Source organism: Streptomyces sp. CB09001 (assembly GCF_003369795.1).
GTDB lineage: Bacteria > Actinomycetota > Actinomycetes > Streptomycetales > Streptomycetaceae > Streptomyces.
This window is the reverse complement of sequence record NZ_CP026730.1, coordinates 3,019,416-3,037,794: the sequence shown is the minus strand read 5'-3', so window position 1 is coordinate 3,037,794 and position 18,379 is coordinate 3,019,416. Positions and strand designations below refer to the sequence as shown.

15 protein-coding genes and 2 pseudogenes are annotated in these 18,379 nt (G+C 72.0%); 11 read left to right on the top strand and 6 right to left on the bottom strand.

Annotated elements, in window-relative coordinates; translation table 11 throughout:
* Window positions 1-33: 33 nt before the first annotated feature.
* The 3 genes from C4J65_RS13800 to C4J65_RS13790 all read left to right on the top strand — a co-directional run bounded on the left by C4J65_RS13800 (window position 34) and on the right by C4J65_RS13790 (window position 2,785).
* Window positions 34-933, top strand: coding sequence for a helix-turn-helix transcriptional regulator (locus tag C4J65_RS13800; RefSeq protein WP_115742691.1), 900 nt, complete (start codon window positions 34-36; stop codon window positions 931-933).
* Window positions 934-1,030: 97 nt separating this feature from the next.
* Complete coding sequence (locus C4J65_RS13795; protein ID WP_240330418.1) at window positions 1,031-1,960, top strand: MBL fold metallo-hydrolase; 930 nt, start codon at window positions 1,031-1,033, stop codon at window positions 1,958-1,960.
* Between the two features lie 48 nt (window positions 1,961-2,008).
* Window positions 2,009-2,785 carry an SDR family oxidoreductase gene (locus tag C4J65_RS13790; RefSeq protein WP_115742690.1) on the top strand — a complete coding sequence of 259 codons (777 nt, stop codon included), beginning with the start codon at window positions 2,009-2,011 and terminating at the stop codon, window positions 2,783-2,785.
* Window positions 2,786-2,806: 21 nt separating this feature from the next.
* Here the strand turns inward: C4J65_RS13790 and C4J65_RS13785 are convergent, their stop codons facing one another.
* Complete coding sequence (locus tag C4J65_RS13785) at window positions 2,807-3,493, bottom strand: TetR/AcrR family transcriptional regulator (protein WP_115742689.1); 687 nt, start codon at window positions 3,491-3,493, stop codon at window positions 2,807-2,809.
* Between the two features lie 115 nt (window positions 3,494-3,608).
* Here C4J65_RS13785 and C4J65_RS13780 point away from each other — a divergent pair, with 115 nt between their 5' ends.
* The 3 genes and pseudogenes from C4J65_RS13780 (at window position 3,609) to hemB (ending at window position 5,880) form a co-directional block, all read left to right on the top strand.
* The gene (locus C4J65_RS13780) at window positions 3,609-4,565 is read left to right on the top strand and encodes an NAD(P)-dependent alcohol dehydrogenase (protein ID WP_115742688.1); all 957 of its coding nucleotides are present in this window, start codon (window positions 3,609-3,611) and stop codon (window positions 4,563-4,565) included.
* 19 nt (window positions 4,566-4,584) lie between these two features.
* Window positions 4,585-4,877 (top strand): annotated as a pseudogene (locus C4J65_RS36615) (hemerythrin domain-containing protein); the annotation flags it as partial.
* 10 nt (window positions 4,878-4,887) lie between these two features.
* Complete coding sequence (hemB, locus tag C4J65_RS13770) at window positions 4,888-5,880, top strand: porphobilinogen synthase (RefSeq protein ID WP_115742687.1); 993 nt, start codon at window positions 4,888-4,890, stop codon at window positions 5,878-5,880.
* A gap of 49 nt (window positions 5,881-5,929) precedes the next feature.
* Here hemB and C4J65_RS36050 read toward each other — a convergent pair whose 3' ends face one another.
* Window positions 5,930-6,703 (bottom strand): DUF4232 domain-containing protein, encoded by a 774-nt coding sequence (locus tag C4J65_RS36050; protein ID WP_162833176.1) that lies wholly within the window; start codon window positions 6,701-6,703, stop codon window positions 5,930-5,932.
* A 212-nt stretch (window positions 6,704-6,915) separates the two neighbouring features.
* Between C4J65_RS36050 and C4J65_RS13755 the strand changes: the two genes are divergently transcribed.
* The 4 genes and pseudogenes from C4J65_RS13755 to C4J65_RS13740 all read left to right on the top strand — a co-directional run bounded on the left by C4J65_RS13755 (window position 6,916) and on the right by C4J65_RS13740 (window position 11,222).
* A complete protein-coding gene (locus C4J65_RS13755; RefSeq protein ID WP_115742685.1) occupies window positions 6,916-8,271 on the top strand; it encodes a helix-turn-helix transcriptional regulator in 1,356 nt (451 codons plus the stop codon).
* A 104-nt stretch (window positions 8,272-8,375) separates the two neighbouring features.
* Window positions 8,376-9,278, top strand: a complete 903-nt coding sequence (locus tag C4J65_RS13750; protein WP_115742684.1) for an SAM-dependent methyltransferase — start codon at window positions 8,376-8,378, stop codon at window positions 9,276-9,278.
* A gap of 83 nt (window positions 9,279-9,361) precedes the next feature.
* Window positions 9,362-10,583: pseudogene (locus C4J65_RS13745) on the top strand (PLP-dependent aminotransferase family protein).
* A gap of 189 nt (window positions 10,584-10,772) precedes the next feature.
* A complete protein-coding gene (locus C4J65_RS13740; protein ID WP_115742683.1) occupies window positions 10,773-11,222 on the top strand; it encodes a peptidoglycan-binding domain-containing protein in 450 nt (149 codons plus the stop codon).
* A 40-nt stretch (window positions 11,223-11,262) separates the two neighbouring features.
* Here C4J65_RS13740 and argS read toward each other — a convergent pair whose 3' ends face one another.
* Complete coding sequence (argS, locus tag C4J65_RS13735) at window positions 11,263-13,026, bottom strand: arginine--tRNA ligase (RefSeq protein WP_115742682.1); 1,764 nt, start codon at window positions 13,024-13,026, stop codon at window positions 11,263-11,265.
* Window positions 13,027-13,211: 185 nt separating this feature from the next.
* Between argS and lysS the strand changes: the two genes are divergently transcribed.
* Complete coding sequence (gene lysS, locus C4J65_RS13730) at window positions 13,212-14,957, top strand: lysine--tRNA ligase (protein WP_115742681.1); 1,746 nt, start codon at window positions 13,212-13,214, stop codon at window positions 14,955-14,957.
* Between the two features lie 68 nt (window positions 14,958-15,025).
* Here lysS and C4J65_RS13725 read toward each other — a convergent pair whose 3' ends face one another.
* The 3 genes from C4J65_RS13725 to C4J65_RS13715 all read right to left on the bottom strand — a co-directional run bounded on the left by C4J65_RS13725 (window position 15,026) and on the right by C4J65_RS13715 (window position 18,284).
* Window positions 15,026-16,345 carry a DUF2637 domain-containing protein gene (locus C4J65_RS13725; RefSeq protein WP_115742680.1) on the bottom strand — a complete coding sequence of 440 codons (1,320 nt, stop codon included), beginning with the start codon at window positions 16,343-16,345 and terminating at the stop codon, window positions 15,026-15,028.
* An 88-nt stretch (window positions 16,346-16,433) separates the two neighbouring features.
* Window positions 16,434-17,288 (bottom strand): DUF3558 family protein, encoded by an 855-nt coding sequence (locus C4J65_RS13720; RefSeq protein ID WP_205351006.1) that lies wholly within the window; start codon window positions 17,286-17,288, stop codon window positions 16,434-16,436.
* Between the two features lie 117 nt (window positions 17,289-17,405).
* Complete coding sequence (locus C4J65_RS13715) at window positions 17,406-18,284, bottom strand: DUF3558 domain-containing protein (protein ID WP_162833175.1); 879 nt, start codon at window positions 18,282-18,284, stop codon at window positions 17,406-17,408.
* Window positions 18,285-18,379 lie beyond the last annotated feature (95 nt).

Sequence of the window (18,379 nt, the reverse complement as noted above, 5' to 3'; positions counted from 1 at the left end):
GCAACCCGCGGGGACACGTCCCACACTGGGGGCATGGCCGCGAAAACGCCCCTCGGGGACTTCCTGCACACACGGCGCTCCCAACTGCGCCCGGAGGATGTCGGCGTGCCCACCTACGGGGAGCGCCGGCGTGTGCCGGGTCTTCGCCGCGAGGAGCTCGCGCTGCTCGCGGGGGTGAGCGCCTCGTACTACACACGGCTGGAGCGGGGGGAGTCCCAGAGCGCGTCCCCCGAGGTGCTGGACGCGCTCGCCGGGGCGCTGCTGCTGGACGAGTCCGAGCGGCGGTACCTGCACGACGTGGCCCGTACGGGCAGGCAGCGCACCCGCGGCCGGCGGCCCGCGCCGGAACGCGTGTCGGAGCCGACCCGCCAGTTGCTGGACGTGCTGGGGGATGTTCCGGCGATCGTGCTGGGACGTCGCAGCGACGTGCTGGCGTGGAACCGGCCGGGGCACGCGCTGTTCGCCGGGCACCTGGACCCGGGCGCCCCGGACCTTCCCCGTGAGCGCCCCAACATGGCCCGGCTGGTGTTCCTCGACCCCCATGTCCGTGAGCTGTACGCGGACTGGCCGAGCAAGGCCAGGGCGGTGGTCGGAAGTCTGCGCCTGGTGGCGGGCCGGCATCCGGAGGACACGGCACTGCACGCACTCGTGGGTGAACTGTCCGCGAAGAGTGGCGAGTTCGCCACCATGTGGGCCGACCACCGGATCAGGGCGTGCACCGTCGCCACCTACGGGATGCGCCATCCGCTGGTGGGTTCGCTGACCGTCACGCAGCAGACGCTCAGCCACGGGCCGGGCCCCGTCGTGGTAGTCGCGACCACGGAACCGGACTCGCCCTCACGGGCGGGGCTGACCCTGCTCGCCCGAGCCACCGCACCGTCCGGTTCCTCCGCCGAACCGACACGGACCGGGCCCTGCGGCGCCCAGGACTGACCCGCGCGGGACGCAACCACGTCGCACGTCGAACGTCATACGTCACATGTTGCCCGGCGGCACGCCGATGGCTGCATCCGCACCGAAGGAGAAGCACATGCAGGACATGTACGAGACCACCCACGACACCACCCACGAGATCACCCTGGGCGAGGTCACCGTCAGCCGGGTCGAGGAGATGCACGGGCCGATCATGCCCGCGGACCAGTTCTTTCCCGACATGCCCGAGCAGGCGTGGCAGGACCACCGCGAGAACCTCGTGCCCGACCACCTGGGAGCCGACGGTGTCATGGTCCACACCGCCATGCAGACCTGGGTACTGCGCAGCGGCGGCCGGACGATCCTGATCGACACCGGCGTCGGCAACGACAAGACCCGGCCGGCCGTCGAAGGCTGGGACCACCTCACGCTGGACTACCTCGGAAACCTCGCCCGTGCCGGTGTGCGGCCCGAGGACGTCGACCTGGTGGTCAACACCCACCTGCACAGTGACCACATCGGCTGGAACACCCGACTCGTCGACGGCGTCTGGGCACCCACCTTCCCCAACGCCACCTACCTCATGCCGAAGATCGACGTCGAATACTGGAACCCCGCCAACAACCCGGACATCACCGGCGGTGTCAACGAAAACGCGTTCGAGGACAGCATCGCCCCCGTCCTGGCCTCGGGCCAGGCCCAACTGTGGGAGACGAGCCGGGAGATCGACGCCAACCTGCGTCTGGAGGCCGCTCCCGGCCACACCCCCGGCGCCGCCGTGATCACTCTCGACTCCCGCGGCGACCGGGCGCTGTTCGCGGGCGACATCCTCCACACGCCCCTGCAGATCGCCCACCCCGACCACAACAGCTGCTTCGACCTGGACCCGGCCCAGTCCCGGGCCACCCGTCTCCGGCTGCTCGGCTGGGCCGCCGACAACAAGGCCCTCATGTTCCCCGCCCACTTCAGCGGGCACACCGCCCTGGAGATCGAGAACTCGGGCACCGGCTTCGCGATCAAGCAGTGGGCGCCTTTCCCCCGCTACTGACCCCCCACCCCGCTTAGCCTTGGGTGACTTGACGACGGTGGAGGGTGCATGACCGGGTTGGGCAGGCTCGAAGGCAAGCGGACTCTGGTGATCGGCGGTGGCGGGGCGGGGATCGGCCGGAGCATCGTCCGTTCCTGTGCGGCCGCAGGGGCGGCAGTGGCGGTGGCCGACGTGGACGCCGCCCGGGCGACCGAGGCGGCGGACGAGTTGCTGGCGGCCGGACACGTCGCCCATGCGCTGAGCGGCGACGTCCGTTCCCGCGAGCAGCTCGAAGACGTGATCGTCGGCGCGGCCGAACGGCTCGGCGGTCTCGACGTCCTGGTCACGGTGGTCGGCGGGCAGGTGGCGTTCGTACCCGCGGTCAAACTGCACGAGATGGCCGACGCCGACTGGGACACCGTCTACGAACTGAACCTGCGCTACGTGGCTCGTGCCGTGCGACGCGTGCTCCGGCTGTTCCTTGAACAGGGCACCGGCGGGAGCATCGTCGGCATCGGCTCGGTCACCGGCTTCATGGCCGCGCCGATGCAGGCCGGTTACGGCGCGGCCAAGGCCGGCCTGCACAGCCTGGCGCGGACCGTCGCGGCCGAGTACGCGGCCGACGGCATCCGGATGAACGTCGTCGCGGGCGGGGCGATCAGTACCGCCGTCAACGCCGGCCCCTCCGCCGCATGGGTTCCGGAGATCCCGGCGGGCCGCTACGGCACGTCGGAGGAGATGGCCGCCGCGGCCGTCTATCTGGCCTCGGACGAGGCGCGCTACATCACCGGCCAGCAGATCGTGCTGGACGGCGGGGTCTCGGTCCGCGGTCCGTTCCCCGAGTAGCCGGGGCGCGGGGCGCACCCGCTACGGGCGCTCCGGCCGGCGCAGCCCGCCCAGGTCCAGCGCCGGGGCGGGCGGCAGGGGGGCCGGGTGTGCCGGAGGGTGAGCCTGGAAGGACTGGAAGAGGTAGGTCAGGAGGCGGTGGGCGGCGGGGAGGGCGGTCTCGGGGGGCTGGGAGGCCAGGCCGCTCACCGCCAGGAGGAGCAGGGGGATGTCGGCGGGGGAGAAGTCCTCGCGCAGTTGGCCGGCGTCGCGGGCGCGCCGGATCAGGTGGGCCAGGCGCTCCTCGGCGCAGGCGCGTTCCCGGTCGTAGTGCAGGGCCTCGGGGAAGCCGGCCATGAAGACGGTTTCGAAGCCGCGGTCGGTGACCAGGGTGGCGCACACCTTCTCCAGCAGGGCGTACAGACCGTGGCCCGGGCTGGGGTCCGCCATGGCCTCCTCGAACGCCGTCGCGCACACGGCGAGCTGGTCCTCGAAGGCGGCGGTGACGAGCGCGGAGCGGGTGGGGAAGCGGCGGTAGAGGGTGGCCACGCCGACGCCCGCCCGGCGGGCGACCGTGCTCATCGGGGCGTCGACGCCCTGGGCCGCGAAGACCTCGCGCGCGGCCTCCAGGACGCGTTCGCGGTTGCGGCGGGCATCGGCGCGCAGCGCCCCCGACGGAGAGTCGCCGGCGGTGTGCTCGGAGGGCTTGTGAGAGGTCTGATCAGGCATGTTTCTCACTTCCGGGTAAGTGGAAGGCCTCGTCCACTTGTGGGTCTAACGTGAGCCTAGCAGCGGGCGTACGCGACCCCCCGCGCTCCCCCGAACCCGATATGGATCATGAAACATGAGCGAGATGAACGCGGTGCTCTTCGACCGTTACGGGCCTCCCGAGGTGCTCTACGTCGGGCGGCGGCCGGTGCCCGACGTCGGCCCCGACGAGGTGCTGGTGCGGGTGCACGCCGCGGGGGTCAACGGCGGCGACCTGCACGACCGGGCCGGCAAGGTGCGCCTGGTGACCGGCAGGGCCTTCCCCAAGGGGTGCGGCATCGACTTCGCGGGGGAGGTGGCCGACGTCGGCAGGTCCGTCACCGGGGTGCGGGTGGGGGAGCGGGTGTGGGGGCTGCTGGGGCGCCGTACCGGCAGCATGGCCGAGTACGTCGCCGTCAGCCCGCGGCGGATCGCGTCCGCCCCCGAGAACCTCACGCCGGAGGAGGCGGTCTCGCTGCTCGCGGGCGGGGCCACGGCGGTGACCGCGCTGCGGGACAAGGCCGCCCTGCAGCCCGGTGAGCGGCTCCTCGTGCGGGGCGGGAGCGGGGGCGTGGGCAGCGTCGCCGTGCAGGTGGGCAGGCTGCTGGGTGCCCGTGTCGTCGCGCTCGCCGGTGGGAGGAACCTCGACTTCGTGCGGGGGCTGGGCGCCGAGGACGTGCTGGACCACCGGAGGACTCCGCTGTCCACCCTCGGCCGCTTCGACGTCGTCCTCGACACCGTCGGCACCGAACAGGCGCGTGTGCGGCGGCTGCTGGCGCCGGGCGGGCGCATGGTCGCCGTCACCGTCGACTTCGACCGGCCGCTCGCCGCGATCGGCACCGTGCTCGGTTCCGTCGTGCACGGGAAGGGGCGGATCCGTGCCTTCAGCGGCAATCCCGACAGCGCGCTGCTCGCCGAGGTGGCCCGGCTCGCCGAGCGCGGTGACATCGTCCCCGTCGTCGACACCGTCCACCCGCTCGACCGGGTCGCCGACGCCCAACGGGCCCTGGCGGCCGGGGGTGTTCGGGGCAAGCACGTCGTGCGCGTCGCGTAGGCCGGCAGGGCTGACCGACGTCTTCGACCGGCTCGCCGACGAGCACCGCACGGTCGCCCGCATCCAGGGTGAGCTGGTCGCCCCGCTGGACGGTGTCGCCATCGCCGATCCAGTGCGCTTCCGGGCGAGCTGGACGAGATGTCCGCACAGCTCAACGCGCATCTCGACCACGAGGAGGAGGTACTGCTTCCGTTGCCGGCCGACGTGCCGTGGCCGCCGGTCCCTCCGGCGGCGTATGGCGAGGTCAACCCTTGCCCGAGGCCGAACCGGGCCGACTTCCCGTCGGCAAAGGCACGGGTGGGGCGGGCGTAGCGTAGGTGGTATGACGACGTACGGATCCTTTCCCGGCACCCGGCCCCGGCGACTGCGGACCACCCCCGTGATGCGTCGGATGGTCGCCGAGACCCGGCTGCACCCCGCCGACTTCATCCTCCCCGCGTTCGTCCGCGAGGGCGTCGGCGAGCCGGTGCCGATCGCGGCGATGCCCGGGGTCGTGCAGCACACGCGGGACACGCTGAAGAAGGCGGCCGCGGAGGCGGTCGAGGCCGGGGTCTCCGGGATCATGCTCTTCGGGGTGCCGGAGGAGGGGAAGAAGGACGCCGCCGGAACGGCGGGCACCGACCCCGACGGGATTCTGCAGGTCGCCCTGCGGGACGTACGGGCCGAGGTCGGGGACGAGCTGCTGGTGATGTCCGACCTGTGCCTCGACGAGTTCACCGATCACGGACACTGCGGGGTGCTCGACGCCGAGGGGCGAGTCGACAACGACGCCACGCTCGAGCGGTACGCCGAGATGGCGCAGGTCCAGGCCGACGCGGGCGCCCACGTGGTGGGCCCCAGCGGGATGATGGACGGGCAGATCGGGGTCGTCCGGGACGCGCTCGACCAGATCGGGCGGGAGGACGTCGCGATCCTCGCGTACACCGCCAAGTACGCCTCCGCCTTCTACGGGCCCTTCCGCGAGGCCGTCGGCTCGTCGCTCAAGGGGGACCGCAAGACCTACCAGCAGGACTCCGCCAACGCGCTGGAGTCGCTGCGGGAGTTGGCGCTGGACCTGGAGGAGGGCGCCGACATGGTGATGGTCAAGCCGGCCGGGCCCTACCTCGACATCCTCGCCAAGGTCGCCGAGGCCTCGGACGTGCCCGTCGCCGCCTACCAGATCTCCGGCGAGTACTCGATGATCGAGGCCGCCGCCGAGAAGGGGTGGATCGACCGCGACCGGGCCATCCTGGAGTCCCTCACCGGGATCAAGCGGGCGGGCGCGCGCAACATCCTGACGTACTGGGCAACCGAGGTCGCTCGCACCCTGCGCTGAGCGACCTGTGCCGGCCCTTCATACAGGGGGTGCGGGGGTGCCGGCCCCTTCAGTAGTCGAGCGCGTTCGACACGCTGGTCTGCCAGTAGGTGACCGTCAGAGCGGTGTCGACGTACACGCCGCCGGAGGGCAGCTTGACCCGGGCGATGGAGCCGTCCTCGAAGGGGATGGTGAGGGTCTTCGCGTCGTAGCCGTTCTCGCCGCTGCCGTCACCGGACGACAGCCGTACGCCCGCGTAGCCCGACTCGCCCGGGGCCAGCGTCGTCAGCGACTGCGGCTTGCTGGACTCCGCGACCGGCGGCACCGACTGCGCCTCGCCGAACCGCGCCGCCGGGTACGGCGGCAGCGCGCACGTCTTCGCGCCGGTGTTGGTGGCGGTCAGCAGCAGGTGGTTGATCGGGCGGGGGGCGTTCGCCGCGGTGATCCGCACGTCGGAGGCGGAGCACTCGCCGGGGACGTCCGAGTCGGAGTCCTTGTCGGCGCCGGTGCTGGAGCCGGAGGCCGAGCCGGAGCCCGAGCCGGAGCCCGAGCCCGATGCCTTGTCGTTTCCGGCGGAGCCGTTCGAGGCGGTGGATCCGTTCGAGCCGTTCGAGCCGTTCGAGCCGGTGGAGCCGGTGGATCCGTTCGAGCCCGTCGATCCCTCGACACCCTTCGCGCTGCCCGCCGGCTGGACGCTGTTCCCGTCCGCCGACGCGGAGGCGGTGGAGTCGGGTGCCGGGGAGCCCGTGAGTTCGTCGCCCTCGCAGGCCGTGAGGGAGAGCGCGGCCAGCGCGACCGTGGTGGCGGCGAACAGGCGGGTACGGGTGATACGGCGTGCGGACATGGAGGTTCTCCTTCATAAGAGGGGAGTTGAGGCGAGCCGGTCGACTGTTCTCCGGGAGCGGCTGCTTTGATGACCACAGCTTGCGGCCGGGTTCGTCCCAGCCGCCAGCGTCGGGCGATCATGCGGGACAATGGGACGCCAGGAACGCTCTGACCTGCGGGAACGACGTCCCTCTGGGATGCGGTACGGGGATGCGAGGAGAGGGAGGAACGGTGGCGGGGGACGACTTCGCGGGACTGCTTCGGGAGCTGAAGGAGCGGTCCGGACTGAGTTACGGGGCACTCGGCAAGCGGCTGCACATGAGCGGCTCGACCCTGCACCGGTACGTCAGCGGGGAGGTGGTGCCGGTCGAGTTCGCGCCCGTCGAACGCCTCGCCCGCGTGTGCCGGGCGACGCCCGAGGAACTGCTCGAACTCCACCGCCGCTGGATCCGCGCGGACGCCCTGCGCGGCGTGAAGAAGGACGAGGCCGAGGGCGGCGAGGGCGGCGAGGGTTCCCAGGGCTCCCAGGGCTCCGAGGGCTCCCAGGGCGGCTCCGGGGAAGCCGAGGACTCCGAGGGTCCGGTCGCGGACAGCGCCCCGTCCGCCCCACCGGCTTCGGCGACTCCGCCCGTGCCGGAGGTCCCGGCCGTGCCGGACGCGCCGTCCGTCCTGGGCGCACCCGTTCCGGCCCGCCGTCGGGTGCCGCGCGCCGCGCTCTACGCCGCGTCCGGCGTCGTCGCCGTCAGTGCCGCCGTGGCGCTGGTGGCCAACCTCGTGTCGAGCCCGGACGGCGATGGCCGGCACGGTCCCGCCGGGGCCGTCGCGCAGACCTCCGCGTCGGTGTCCGCGACCGCGACCGGGTCGGGCTCCCCGAGCACGTCCGCCTCCACGTCCTCCCCGTCCGCCTCCGCGCCCCCGTCCGGGTCCCCCTCCTCGACGCCATCGCGCCGGGCCACCGACGGGCCGAGCCGCGAGGCACCCCCCGCCGGGCCTCCGCTCACCGTGTCGACCACCCCGTACTTCTGGGACGTGCCCTGCGACCACGCCTTCCTGGTCGACCGCAGCCCTCAGAACGTGCCGGAGCCGCCGCCGCAGCAGGGCGCCGTCGGCTGGGCCGCCCCCCTCAAGGCGGTCTCCGCGAACCGGCAGGAGGTCGTCCTCACCGTGCAGGGCACCGGCCCGGAGACGGTGGTCCTGGAGGACCTGCACGTCCGTGTGGTGAGCAGCGGTCCGGCGCTGGACTGGAACCAGTACGTGATGGGCAACGGCTGCGGCGGCCAGGTGGACACCGCGTCCTTCGACGTCTCGCTCGACCTGGGCACACCGACGGCGGTACCGATCGGGGGCCAGCGGGACTTTCCGTACAGCGTCACGGAGTCCGACACGGAGGTCTTCCACGCCACCGCGCACACCAGTGGCCAGGACGTCAGCTGGTACCTGGAGCTGGAGTGGTCCAGCGGCGGCCGGCAGGGTATGACGCGCGTCGACGACCACGGCAAGCCGTTCCGCACCAGCGCCTCCCGGGACGACTCCTCCTACGCGTACCCCCTCGGCGGCGACCACTGGGAGCCGGTCGAGGGCGGCTGACGCGGGCGGCAGCGGCGGGGCAGCGGCAAGTCCGGCCGGGGGATAGGTTGTTGACCATCTAACCGGTTCGCTTCCTCAGGCGACATCCGAAAGGTGGGACGCCCATGCCCGGTGACGCCCTCAGTCAGGACCCCGCGGAGCTGCGGAGGAGGATCGACAGCAGCAAGGCGCACCCGGCCCGGGTCTACGACGTCTTCCTCGGCGGCAAGGACCACTACCCCGCCGACCTGGCCGCCGCTGCCGCCGGGCTAGCCGCCAACCCGCGCGGCTACCTCGACGTACGGCACAACCGCGACTTCCTGCGGCGCGCGGTGACCGCGCTCGCCCGCGAGGACGGCATCCGGCAGTTCCTCGACATCGGTACCGGGCTGCCCACGGCCGAGAACGTGCACCAGATCGCCCAGCGCATCGCCCCCGAGTCGAGGGTCGTCTACGTCGACAACGACCCGGTCGTACTGGCCCACGCCCGTGCCCTGCTCACCAGCGGTCCCGAGGGGCGTACGGACTACATCGACGCGGACCTGAAGAGCCCGGCGCGGATCCTCGAACAGGCCGCCGAGACCCTCGACTTCGACCGGCCGGTGGCGCTCTGCCTCGTCGCCATCCTGCACTTCGTCGAGGACGCGGAGGCGTACCCGATCGTCCGCGAGCTGATGGACGCGCTGCCCGCCGGCAGCCGGCTCGTCCTCAGCCACCTCACGGAGGACCTCAACCCGGAGAACATCCGCGCGGTCCAGCGGACGTACACGGAGCGGGGTTTCACCTTCGTGCTGCGCTCCCGCAAGGACGTCGAGCGGTTCTTCACCGAGACCGGTCTCGAGCTGGCCGAGCCGGGGGTCGTCCCGGTGCACCACTGGCGGCCCGACCACGCGGCACCGGTGCCGGAGCAGCCGGAGGAGTCGTACCTGGCCGAGCTGGACGACATCGAGAAGGTCCGCTACCGGGACATCAACGACGTCACGGACGCGGACATCAACGTGTACGGCGGGCTGGGCACCAAGGGCTGACGGCTCGGCGGTCGCGAGTCGCGCGGGTGTCCGGATCGCGGAAAGTCACCTGTAGACGGCACGTATTTCTTTAGGCTGCGCGCATGACCGTGACCGAGAACGTGCCCGTCGCCACCGCTCCGCTGCCGCCGCTCGCCGCGCGGGCCCGGTCGATCGGCGGTTCGCCCGTACGGGACATCCTCGCCGTCACCGCCCGCCCCGAGGTGATCAACTTCGCGGGCGGGCTGCCGGCCCCCGAACTCTTCGACGCGGAGGGCATCGCCGCCGCGTACCGGGACGTCCTCGCCGAGACGCCCGCGCGGGCCCTGCAGTACTCCACGACCGAGGGCGAGCCCACGCTGCGGGCCGCGCTCGCCGCCCGCACCTCGGCGCGCGGGCTGGCCACCGGCGCCGACGACATCCTCGTCACCACCGGCTCGCAGCAGGCCCTCTCGCTCCTCGCCACCGCCCTGCTCGAACCCGGCGACACCGTCCTCGTCGAGCGCCCCTGCTACCTGGCCGCGCTCCAGGCGTTCGGCTTCGCCGGCGCCCGGGTGGTGGCCGTGCCCGGGGACGAGCACGGAATCGACCCCGGTGCGCTGGAGGAGCTGGTGGTGCGCGAGCGCCCCAAGCTGCTCTACACGGTTCCCACCTTCTCCAACCCCACCGGCCGCACCATGCCCGCCGCCCGCCCGCCGCGCCGCCGTCGCCGAGGTCGCCGGGCGGTGCGGCCTGTGGATCGTCGAGGACGACCCGTACGGCGAACTGCGCTTCGAGGGCCAGCGGGTGCCGTGGATCGCCTCCTACGACGGCGCCCGGGACCGGACCGTGCTGCTGGGCTCCTTCTCCAAGGTCATGGCGCCCGGCCTGCGCCTGGGCTGGCTGCGGGCACCCGCCGAGCTGCGCCGGGCCTGCGCGGTCGCCAAGCAGGCCGCCGACCTGCACACCCCGACCGTCAACCAGCTCGCCGCCGCCCGCTACCTGGCCGACCGGGACCTGGACGCCCACGTCGCCCGCGTCGCCGCCGTCTACGGCGAGCGCCGGGACGCCATGCTCGCGGGCCTCGCGGACGCCCTCCCGGCCGGGTCGGTGTGGACCCGTCCCGAGGGCGGCATGTTCCTGTGGGCGCGACTGCCCTCGGGGTACGACACCACCGCCCTGCTCCCCGAGGTGGTCCGGCACGACGTGGCGTACGTCCCCGGAGCCCCCTTCCACGCCGGCGAGCCCGACCGCACCACGCTGCGGCTCTGCTTCGTCACCCAGACACCGGACGAGATCGCGGAGGGGCTGCGGAGACTGGGGGAGGGTCTGCGGGCCGCGCGTTAGCCCGGCGCCGGCCGGATCGCTCCCGGGCCGTCCCACCGTAGGGACTCGAACGGCGGCGTCCGAGCAGGTCAGGCGGCGGGACGTCCCGGGACGCCGTCACTTCGGGGCGTTCGGCGCCCCGCGGGGCGCCGAACGAGCAAGCTGGGTGCCGACCACGACAACGAACGTCGATCAGGGGAGCACGACAGCATGCGAGCACTCACGAAGGTACTTGTCAGCGTCACCACGGCAGCGGCGATCGCCGGCGGAGGACTGGCGGCCGCGGGGACGGCCGGAGCGGTGCCCGCCCCCACCCAGCGGTCCGCGAGCCCGGAGGTGGCGCCGCTGGCGGTGGTCAACCTGGGGCTGACCACTACGCAGGCGAAGAAGTGGCAGTGCTGGCTGCGCGACCTGGGCTACAAGCCCGGCACGATCGACGGGCAGCTCGGCACCACCAGCTGGAAGGCGGCGCAGACCTTCTTCACTCCGCAGCGTTTCTACAGCGGCCCCATCGACGGCATCGTCGGCTCCGGGACGGTCGCGGCGCTCCAGCGCTACCTGAACTCCCGCGGCTACGGCTACAACCTGTCCGTCGACGGGATCGCCGGGGCTCGCACCCAGGCCGCGTTCGCGGACTACGCCGACCGGCACCGCTGCTGACGGTCCGGCCGGGGCGGGCGGTGCTCCCGCCCCGGGCGGCTCAGAGTCGCTCGGGCGTCCGGATGCCCAGCAGGGCCATGCCCCGGTGCAGGGTGCGGGCCGTGAGGTCGCACAGGAACAGGCGGTTCTCCGCCACGTCCCGCGGCGGCTGCGGCTTGATCACCGGGCACTTGTCGTAGAACGACGTGAACAGCGACGCCAGCTGGTACAGGTACGCGGCCAGCTTGTGCGGGGCGTACTCCGCCGCCGCCTCGAAGACCGTGGTGCCGAACGCGTCCAGGTGCAGGCCCAGCGCGCGCTCCGCCTCGTGCAGCTCCAGCTCCGGGTGGGCGGCGGGGCGGACCTCGCCGGCCTTGCGGAGGATGGACTGGATACGGGCGTAGGCGTACTGGAGGTAGACGCTGGTGTCGCCGTTGAGCGAGACCATCTGGTCCAGGTCGAACTTGTAGTCGCGGTTCGGCGACGTCGACAGGTCCGCGTACTTCACGGCGCCGATGCCGACCTGCGCCGCCCGCTCCTGGATCTCGTCCTCGGTGAGGTCCCGCGCCTTCTCCCGCACGACCTCCGCCGCCCGCTGCACCGCCTCGTCCAGCAGGTCCTCGAGCCGCACGGTCTCGCCCGCACGCGTCTTGAAGGGCTTGCCGTCCGCGCCGAGCACCGTGCCGTAGCCCATGTTGTGCGCGGTGACCTCGTCACCGAGCCAGCCGGCCCGGCGGGCCGTCTCGAAGACCATCTTGAAGTGCAGCGACTGACGCACGTCCACGACGTACAGCAGCGTGGTGGCGTGCAGGTCCCGGACGCGGTTGCGGATCGCGGTCAGGTCGGAGGCCGCGTAGCCGAAGCCGCCGTCGGCCTTCTGCACGATCAGCGGCACCGGCTGGTCGTCCTTGCCGCGGATCTCGTCGAAGAACACCACGAGCGCGCCCTCGGAGCGCACCGCGACGCCCGTCTCCTCCAGGATGCGGGCGGTCTCGGGCATGCCCTCGTTGTACGCGGACTCGCCGACGATCTCCTCGTCGCGGATCTCCATGTCGAGCTTCTCGAAGACGGAGTAGAAGTAGACCTTCGACTCGTCCACGAACTGCTGCCACAGCTCCAGCGTCTCCTTGTCGCCGGACTGCAGGGCGACGACCCGCCGCCGGGCCCGCTCCTTGAACTCCTCGTCCGCGTCGAAGACCGCGCGCGACGCCTTGTACACCCGGTTCAGGTTCGACATGGCCTGCTCGCCGTCGACGTCCCCGGGCGGGGCCAGCTCGCCGGGGTGCTCGAACAGGTACTGGATGAGCATGCCGAACTGGGTGCCCCAGTCGCCGATGTGGTGCCGGCCGATCGTCTGCTCGCCGGTGAAGTCGAGCATGCCGCGCAGGGCGTCGCCGATGACCGCGGAGCGCAGGTGGCCGACGTGCATCTCCTTCGCCACGTTCGGCTGGGCGTAGTCGACGACCGTGATCCCCGCGTCCTGCTTCAGCGGCACGCCGAGGCGCTCGCCGTCCGCGAGCCGCGCGGCGAGGTTCGCGGTGATCGCCCGGTCGGCGACGGTGATGTTGAGGAAGCCGGGTCCCGAGACCTCGACGTCCTTGATCAGCTCGTCACCGGTGGTGATCCGCGCGACGACCTCGGCCGCCAGCTCCCGCGGGTTGGCCTTCGCCTTCTTGGCCAGGGCGAGGATGCCGTTGGCCTGGTAGTCCGCCCGGTCGCTTCGTCGCAGCAGCGGGTCCGCGCCGGCGGCCTCCGGCCGGGTGGCCGTGAGGGCGGACGCGAGGTGCTGCTGGACGGAGTCGCTGAGGGACGTGACCGAGGCCATGGAGTGGCTGCCGTTCTGCTCGGGTTCCTGGAAGTAGTACAGAAGCCGAGTATCCCACGCGGTGAAAAGCGGTTTTCGCGGATGCGGGCCGGGCTGGGAGAATGGCACGGTCAGCCGTGCGACCGTACCGGCTGTCTTCGGAGCGGTTCCGGAGAAGAAGTCAGAGAAGTTTCAGGGAAGAGGACGTGCCGATCGTGGCTCAGAGCACAGAGACCACCGACTGGGTCTCCCGTTTCGCGGACGAGGTCATCGCCGAGTCGGAGCGTCGTGCCCCGGGCAAACCAGGTGTCGTCGTCGCCTCCGGACTCTCCCCCTCCGGTCCCATCCACCTGGGCAACCTGCGCGAGGTCATGACCCCGCACCTGGTCGCCGACGAGATCCGCCGCCGCGGGTACGAGGTGCGGCACCTCATCTCCTGGGACGACTACGACCGCTACCGCAAGGTCCCGGCCGGCGTCCCCGGCGTGGACGAGTCCTGGGCCGAGCACATCGGCAAGCCGCTGACCTCCGTCCCGGCCCCGAAGGGCTCCCCGCACCCGAACTGGGCGGAGCACTTCAAGGCCGCGATGGTCGCTTCGCTCGCCGAGATGGGCGTCGAGTTCGACGGGATCAGCCAGACCGCCCAGTACACCTCCGGCGTCTACCGCGAGCAGATCCTGCACGCCATGAAGCACCGGCGGGACATCGACGCCATCCTCGACCAGTACCGGACCAAGCCGAAGACGACCGGCAAGAAGTCGCAGAAGCCCGTCGACGAGGCCGAGCTGGAGGCCGCCGAGGGCTCCGGCGCCGCCGCCGAGGACGACGGCAGCTCCGGCTCCGCCGGATACTTCCCGTACAAGCCGTACTGCGGCAACTGCGAGAAGGACCTGACCACGGTCACCGCCTACGACGACGACTCGACCGAGCTGACCTACGCCTGCACGGCCTGCGGCTTCTCCGAGACCGTGCGGCTGAGCGAGTTCAACCGCGGCAAGCTGGTCTGGAAGGTCGACTGGCCGATGCGCTGGGCCTACGAGGGCGTCGTCTTCGAGCCCAGCGGTGTCGACCATTCGTCCCCCGGATCCTCCTTCCAGGTCGGCGGGCAGATCGTCGGCATCTTCGGCGGCAAGCAGCCCATCGGCCCGATGTACGCCTTCGTCGGCATCAGCGGCATGGCCAAGATGTCCTCGTCCAAGGGCGGAGTCCCCACCCCGGCCGACGCGCTCCAGATCATGGAGCCGCAGCTGCTGCGCTGGCTGTACGCCCGCCGCCGCCCCAACCAGTCCTTCAAGATCGCCTTCGACCAGGAGATCCAGCGGCTGTACGACGAGTGGGACCGCCTCGACGCCAAGGTCGCCGACGGCAGCGCCCTCCCCGCCGACGCCGCCGCCCACGCGCGCGCCGTCGGCACGGCCGCCGGTGAGCTGCCGCGCACGCCCAGGCCGCTGCCGTACCGCACACTCGCCTCCGTCGCCGACATCACCGCCGGGCACGAGGACCAGGCGCTGCGCATCCTCGGCGAGCTGGACCCGGCCGACCCGATCGCGTCGCTGGACCAGGCCCGGCCGCGCTACGACAAGGCCGAGGCGTGGATCAACACCCACGTCCCCGCCGACCAGCGCACCATCGTGCGCCAGGAGCCCGACGCCGAGCTGCTCAAGTCCCTCGACGAGCCGAGCCGGCAGTCCCTGCGGCTGCTGCTCGACGGGCTGGCCGACCACTGGTCCCTGGACGGGCTCACCCACCACGTCTACGGCGTTCCCAAGGTCCAGGCCGGCTTCCCCGCCGACGCCACGCCCAAGGAGCTGCCGCCGGAGATCAAGACCGCCCAGCGGACGTTCTTCGCGCTGCTCTACCACCTGCTCGTCGGCCGCGACACCGGCCCGCGCCTGCCCACGCTGCTGCTCGCGGTGGGGCAGGACCGGGTGCGGGCCCTGCTCGGGGAGTAGCACCGCACGGACGGTACGAAGAAGGGGGCGCCCGGTTCTCGCCGGGCGCCCCCTTCGCCGTAGCCGCCTCAGGCGATGTGCTCTTCCTGGAGCTCCCGCATGTGGCGCTCGCTGAACGCCTTCACCATGCGATCGGCCTCCCGCGGAGCCAGCGGCACGCCGAAGGTCGCCTCCACGTCGTTGCGGAACTGGGCAACCGTGGGGTAGCTGCCGTCGATCGACTTCCGGAAGACCGTGTAGTAGTCCTCCTCCGTCGGTTCCGGCTCGGCCGTGCCGACGCCCTCACCCAGCTCGCGGGTGCGCCCCGGCACGACCGGTATCGGGAAGCTGCCCGTCTCCTCCGGCGAGGGCTCCTGCAGCGGGGGCTCCTCCTCGTACTGGTCCCGGTACTGGTCGGCCTGCTGCTGCTCCTCGTACCACTGGGCGTACTGCTCGCCGGGGTCGTAGCTGGGGTCGTAACCGCCCTGGTAGGCGACCTGGCGGGTGTTGAACCAGGGGCTCTGCTCCGGGCCGTCCTCCTCCCCGGCACCCTGCGGCGGCAGATCCTCGGGCCCGGAACGGTCCGCGGGCCGGGACCGGACCTCGGGCCCGGGCCGGTCCGCCTCGGGGCCCTTGACCAGCTCGGCGCGCTGTTCGCCCGCGGGGGTCTGCGGGTCCGTCTCCGGGAGCTGCCGCGGCACCGGCGGGAGCAGCGCCGGTTCGATGCCCGCCGCCGCCAGCCCGGCGGGGCCGGTCTGTGCCAGCGGGACGCCGTAGCGGGCCAGCCGCAGCGGCATCAGGGACTCCACGGGAGCCTTGCGGCGCCAGGCGCGGCCGAAGCGGGACCGCAGCCGGGCCCGGTACACCAGCCGCTCCTGCTCCAGCTTGATGACCTGCTCGTAGGAGCGCAGCTCCCACAGCTTCATGCGGCGCCACAGCAGGAACGTCGGCACCGGCGAGAGCAGCCAGCGGGTGAGGCGGACGCCCTCCATGTGCTTGTCGGCGGTGATGTCGGCGATCCGGCCAGTTGCGTGCCGGGCGGCCTCGACGGACACCACGAACAGGATCGGGATCACGCCGTGCATGCCCACGCCCAGCGGGTCGGGCCAGGCCGCGGCGCCGTTGAACGCGATCGTCGCCGCCGTCAGCAGCCACGCCGTCTGCCGCAGCAGCGGGAAGGGGATGCGGATCCAGGTCAGCAGCAGGTCCAGGGCGAGCAGCACACAGATGCCCGCGTCGATGCCGATCGGGAAGACGTACGAGAAATTCCCGAACCCCTTCTTCAGGGCCAGTTCCCGCACCGCCGCGTACGAACCCGCGAAGCCGATCCCGGCGATGATCACGGCACCGAAGACGACCAGGCCGATGAGGACGCGGTGCGTCCGGGTCAGCTGAAGTGGCGCGGCCACCCGTACTCCCCTCCCATTGCGTGTTGTTGCGCGCAACAGAGTGGCACATGTGTGCGGGGGACGGGTGGCCGGTGGGTCGAAGAGACCGTCAGCTGTCCTTCGAGGGCGCCTTGGAGGACGAGCCGGAGGGCGCCGGCGTGCCGCTCGGGGCGCCGCTCGGTTTGGCACCGGCGGCAGTGTCGTTGGCCTTCATCACCGCGGCCACAGCCTCCTTGGCCGCCTTCTGCGCGTCCTTCACCAGGTCGTCGGCGTCCGGGGTCTTGTCGCCCGCCAGGCCCGCGCCGTTGAAGTCGAGGGTGACGACGACGTTCTCGACCCGTGCCACGACGGTCTGCTGCTTGAAGGTGCCTTCCTTCTTCTTCAGGTCGTAGCTCACCACGGAGGCCTCGTTGCCCGTGCGGCTCACCGGCGCGGTCCTGAGGCTCTTCGCCCCCTCCGCGGCCTGCGCGTCCTTCAGTTGCTTCAGGTAGTAGTCGTGCGCCAGCTTCTCGCCCTCGCCGCGCGTCACGTCCGACTCGAAGCGCAGCATCGACACGCTCAGCCAGCGGAACTGGGAACCCTTCACGCCGTTGTCGTCGAGACTGTCCCAGGAGCAACCGGCCCGCATCGCCGTGTCGTTGGACGAGCCCTCCTTGCCGGAGTCGCCCTTCGGCACCAGGTCGTCCAGCGTCTTCTTCGTCACCACCGAGCACGGCTCCGGAAGCTTCGCGTACGCCGCCGCCTGCACCGTCGGGGACGGGCTCGCGGACTTCGACGCGGCGGACTCCTCGGCGGCCTTGTCCTTGCCGTCCTCGGAGCCGGAGTCCGAGGAGCAGCCGGCTGCCACCAGCATCACGGGTACGGCGGCCGCGCCGACAAGGACGCGGGTGAGTCGCTTCGCTCGCTTCGCTTGCGGGTCTCGCTGGTCACGCTGGGCTCGTAGCTGCATGGTTCCTTCACTCATGGCACTCGTCATTCCTGCGTTCGGAACGGGTCCGAGGGGCCACCGTACGCGGTGAAGAAATCGTGCGGTCCCGCTTCGGCGGCAGCGCACGCGGGCGCGTGGGAGCCCCGGAGCGACTCAACCGCCCAGTGAATCCGCCAGCTGGGAAGCCAGTTTCCGCGCCATGTCCTGCATTTCCTCGCTGTCCGGGACGGCTCCGAGCGTCGCCGACTGCTCCGCGTACTCGATGGTCACCATGACGTTCGACGTGCGGAACGCCACAGTCACGGTGCGCCGCTTCGCCGTCGAGCCGGAGCTGCTGAGCGCGTCGTCCACGAACGCCTCGTCGCCCAGGTCGTCCAGGAGCCGGGGCTGGACCTCGGCGGGGGACGCGGTCGACGAGGAGGAGGGGGAGGACGAGGGCGCGGAGGCCGAGGACGAGGGCGTGCCGCCCGCGCCGCCGGCCGGTTCTCCGGACTCCCCGGGCTCCCCGGACTCTCCGGAGGACGAGGAGGGGCTGCCGGTCGGGGAGTCCGAGGTGGCGGACCCGGACTCCGAGACGACCGGCTCGGGCAGGTCGGCGGCCTCCACCTGCTGCGCGAAGAGCTGCTCGGCCTCGCTGTCGTCGCTCACGGAGCCGTCGTAGGACACCACCCGCTCGAAGTCGACGAAGAGATGATCGGTGGCCTCCGCCGACTCCACCTTCCAGCGGCAGCCGACCTTGCGGTCCGTGTCGTACGCGAGCGTCGGCTCGCCCGCGTACGCCTTCTCGCGCTGCTCCTCGTCGGCGATCTCCTCGATGCCGGGCAGGAGGGTGTCCAGCGCCTTGTGGCCGACCACGGCGCACGGCTCCGGAAGGGTGCGGTACTTGCCGGGCTCGGCCGCCTCGGTCGCGACCCCGGGCTGACCCGGGTTCGAGTCGTCCGCGGTGGCGCCGCCGCCCGAGCCGCCGGTGCAGCCGGCCAGCAACGCCGCCAGGAGGGCGGCGACGCCCGGTACGTAGGCCTTCCGCTGCACGGTGCGGCTCCTCTCGCCGGTGTGGCTGTGGTCGGTACTCCAGTGTCCCCGCTGGTTATTCGCTTGCCGCGCGGGGGCGTCCCCTGGAGACAATG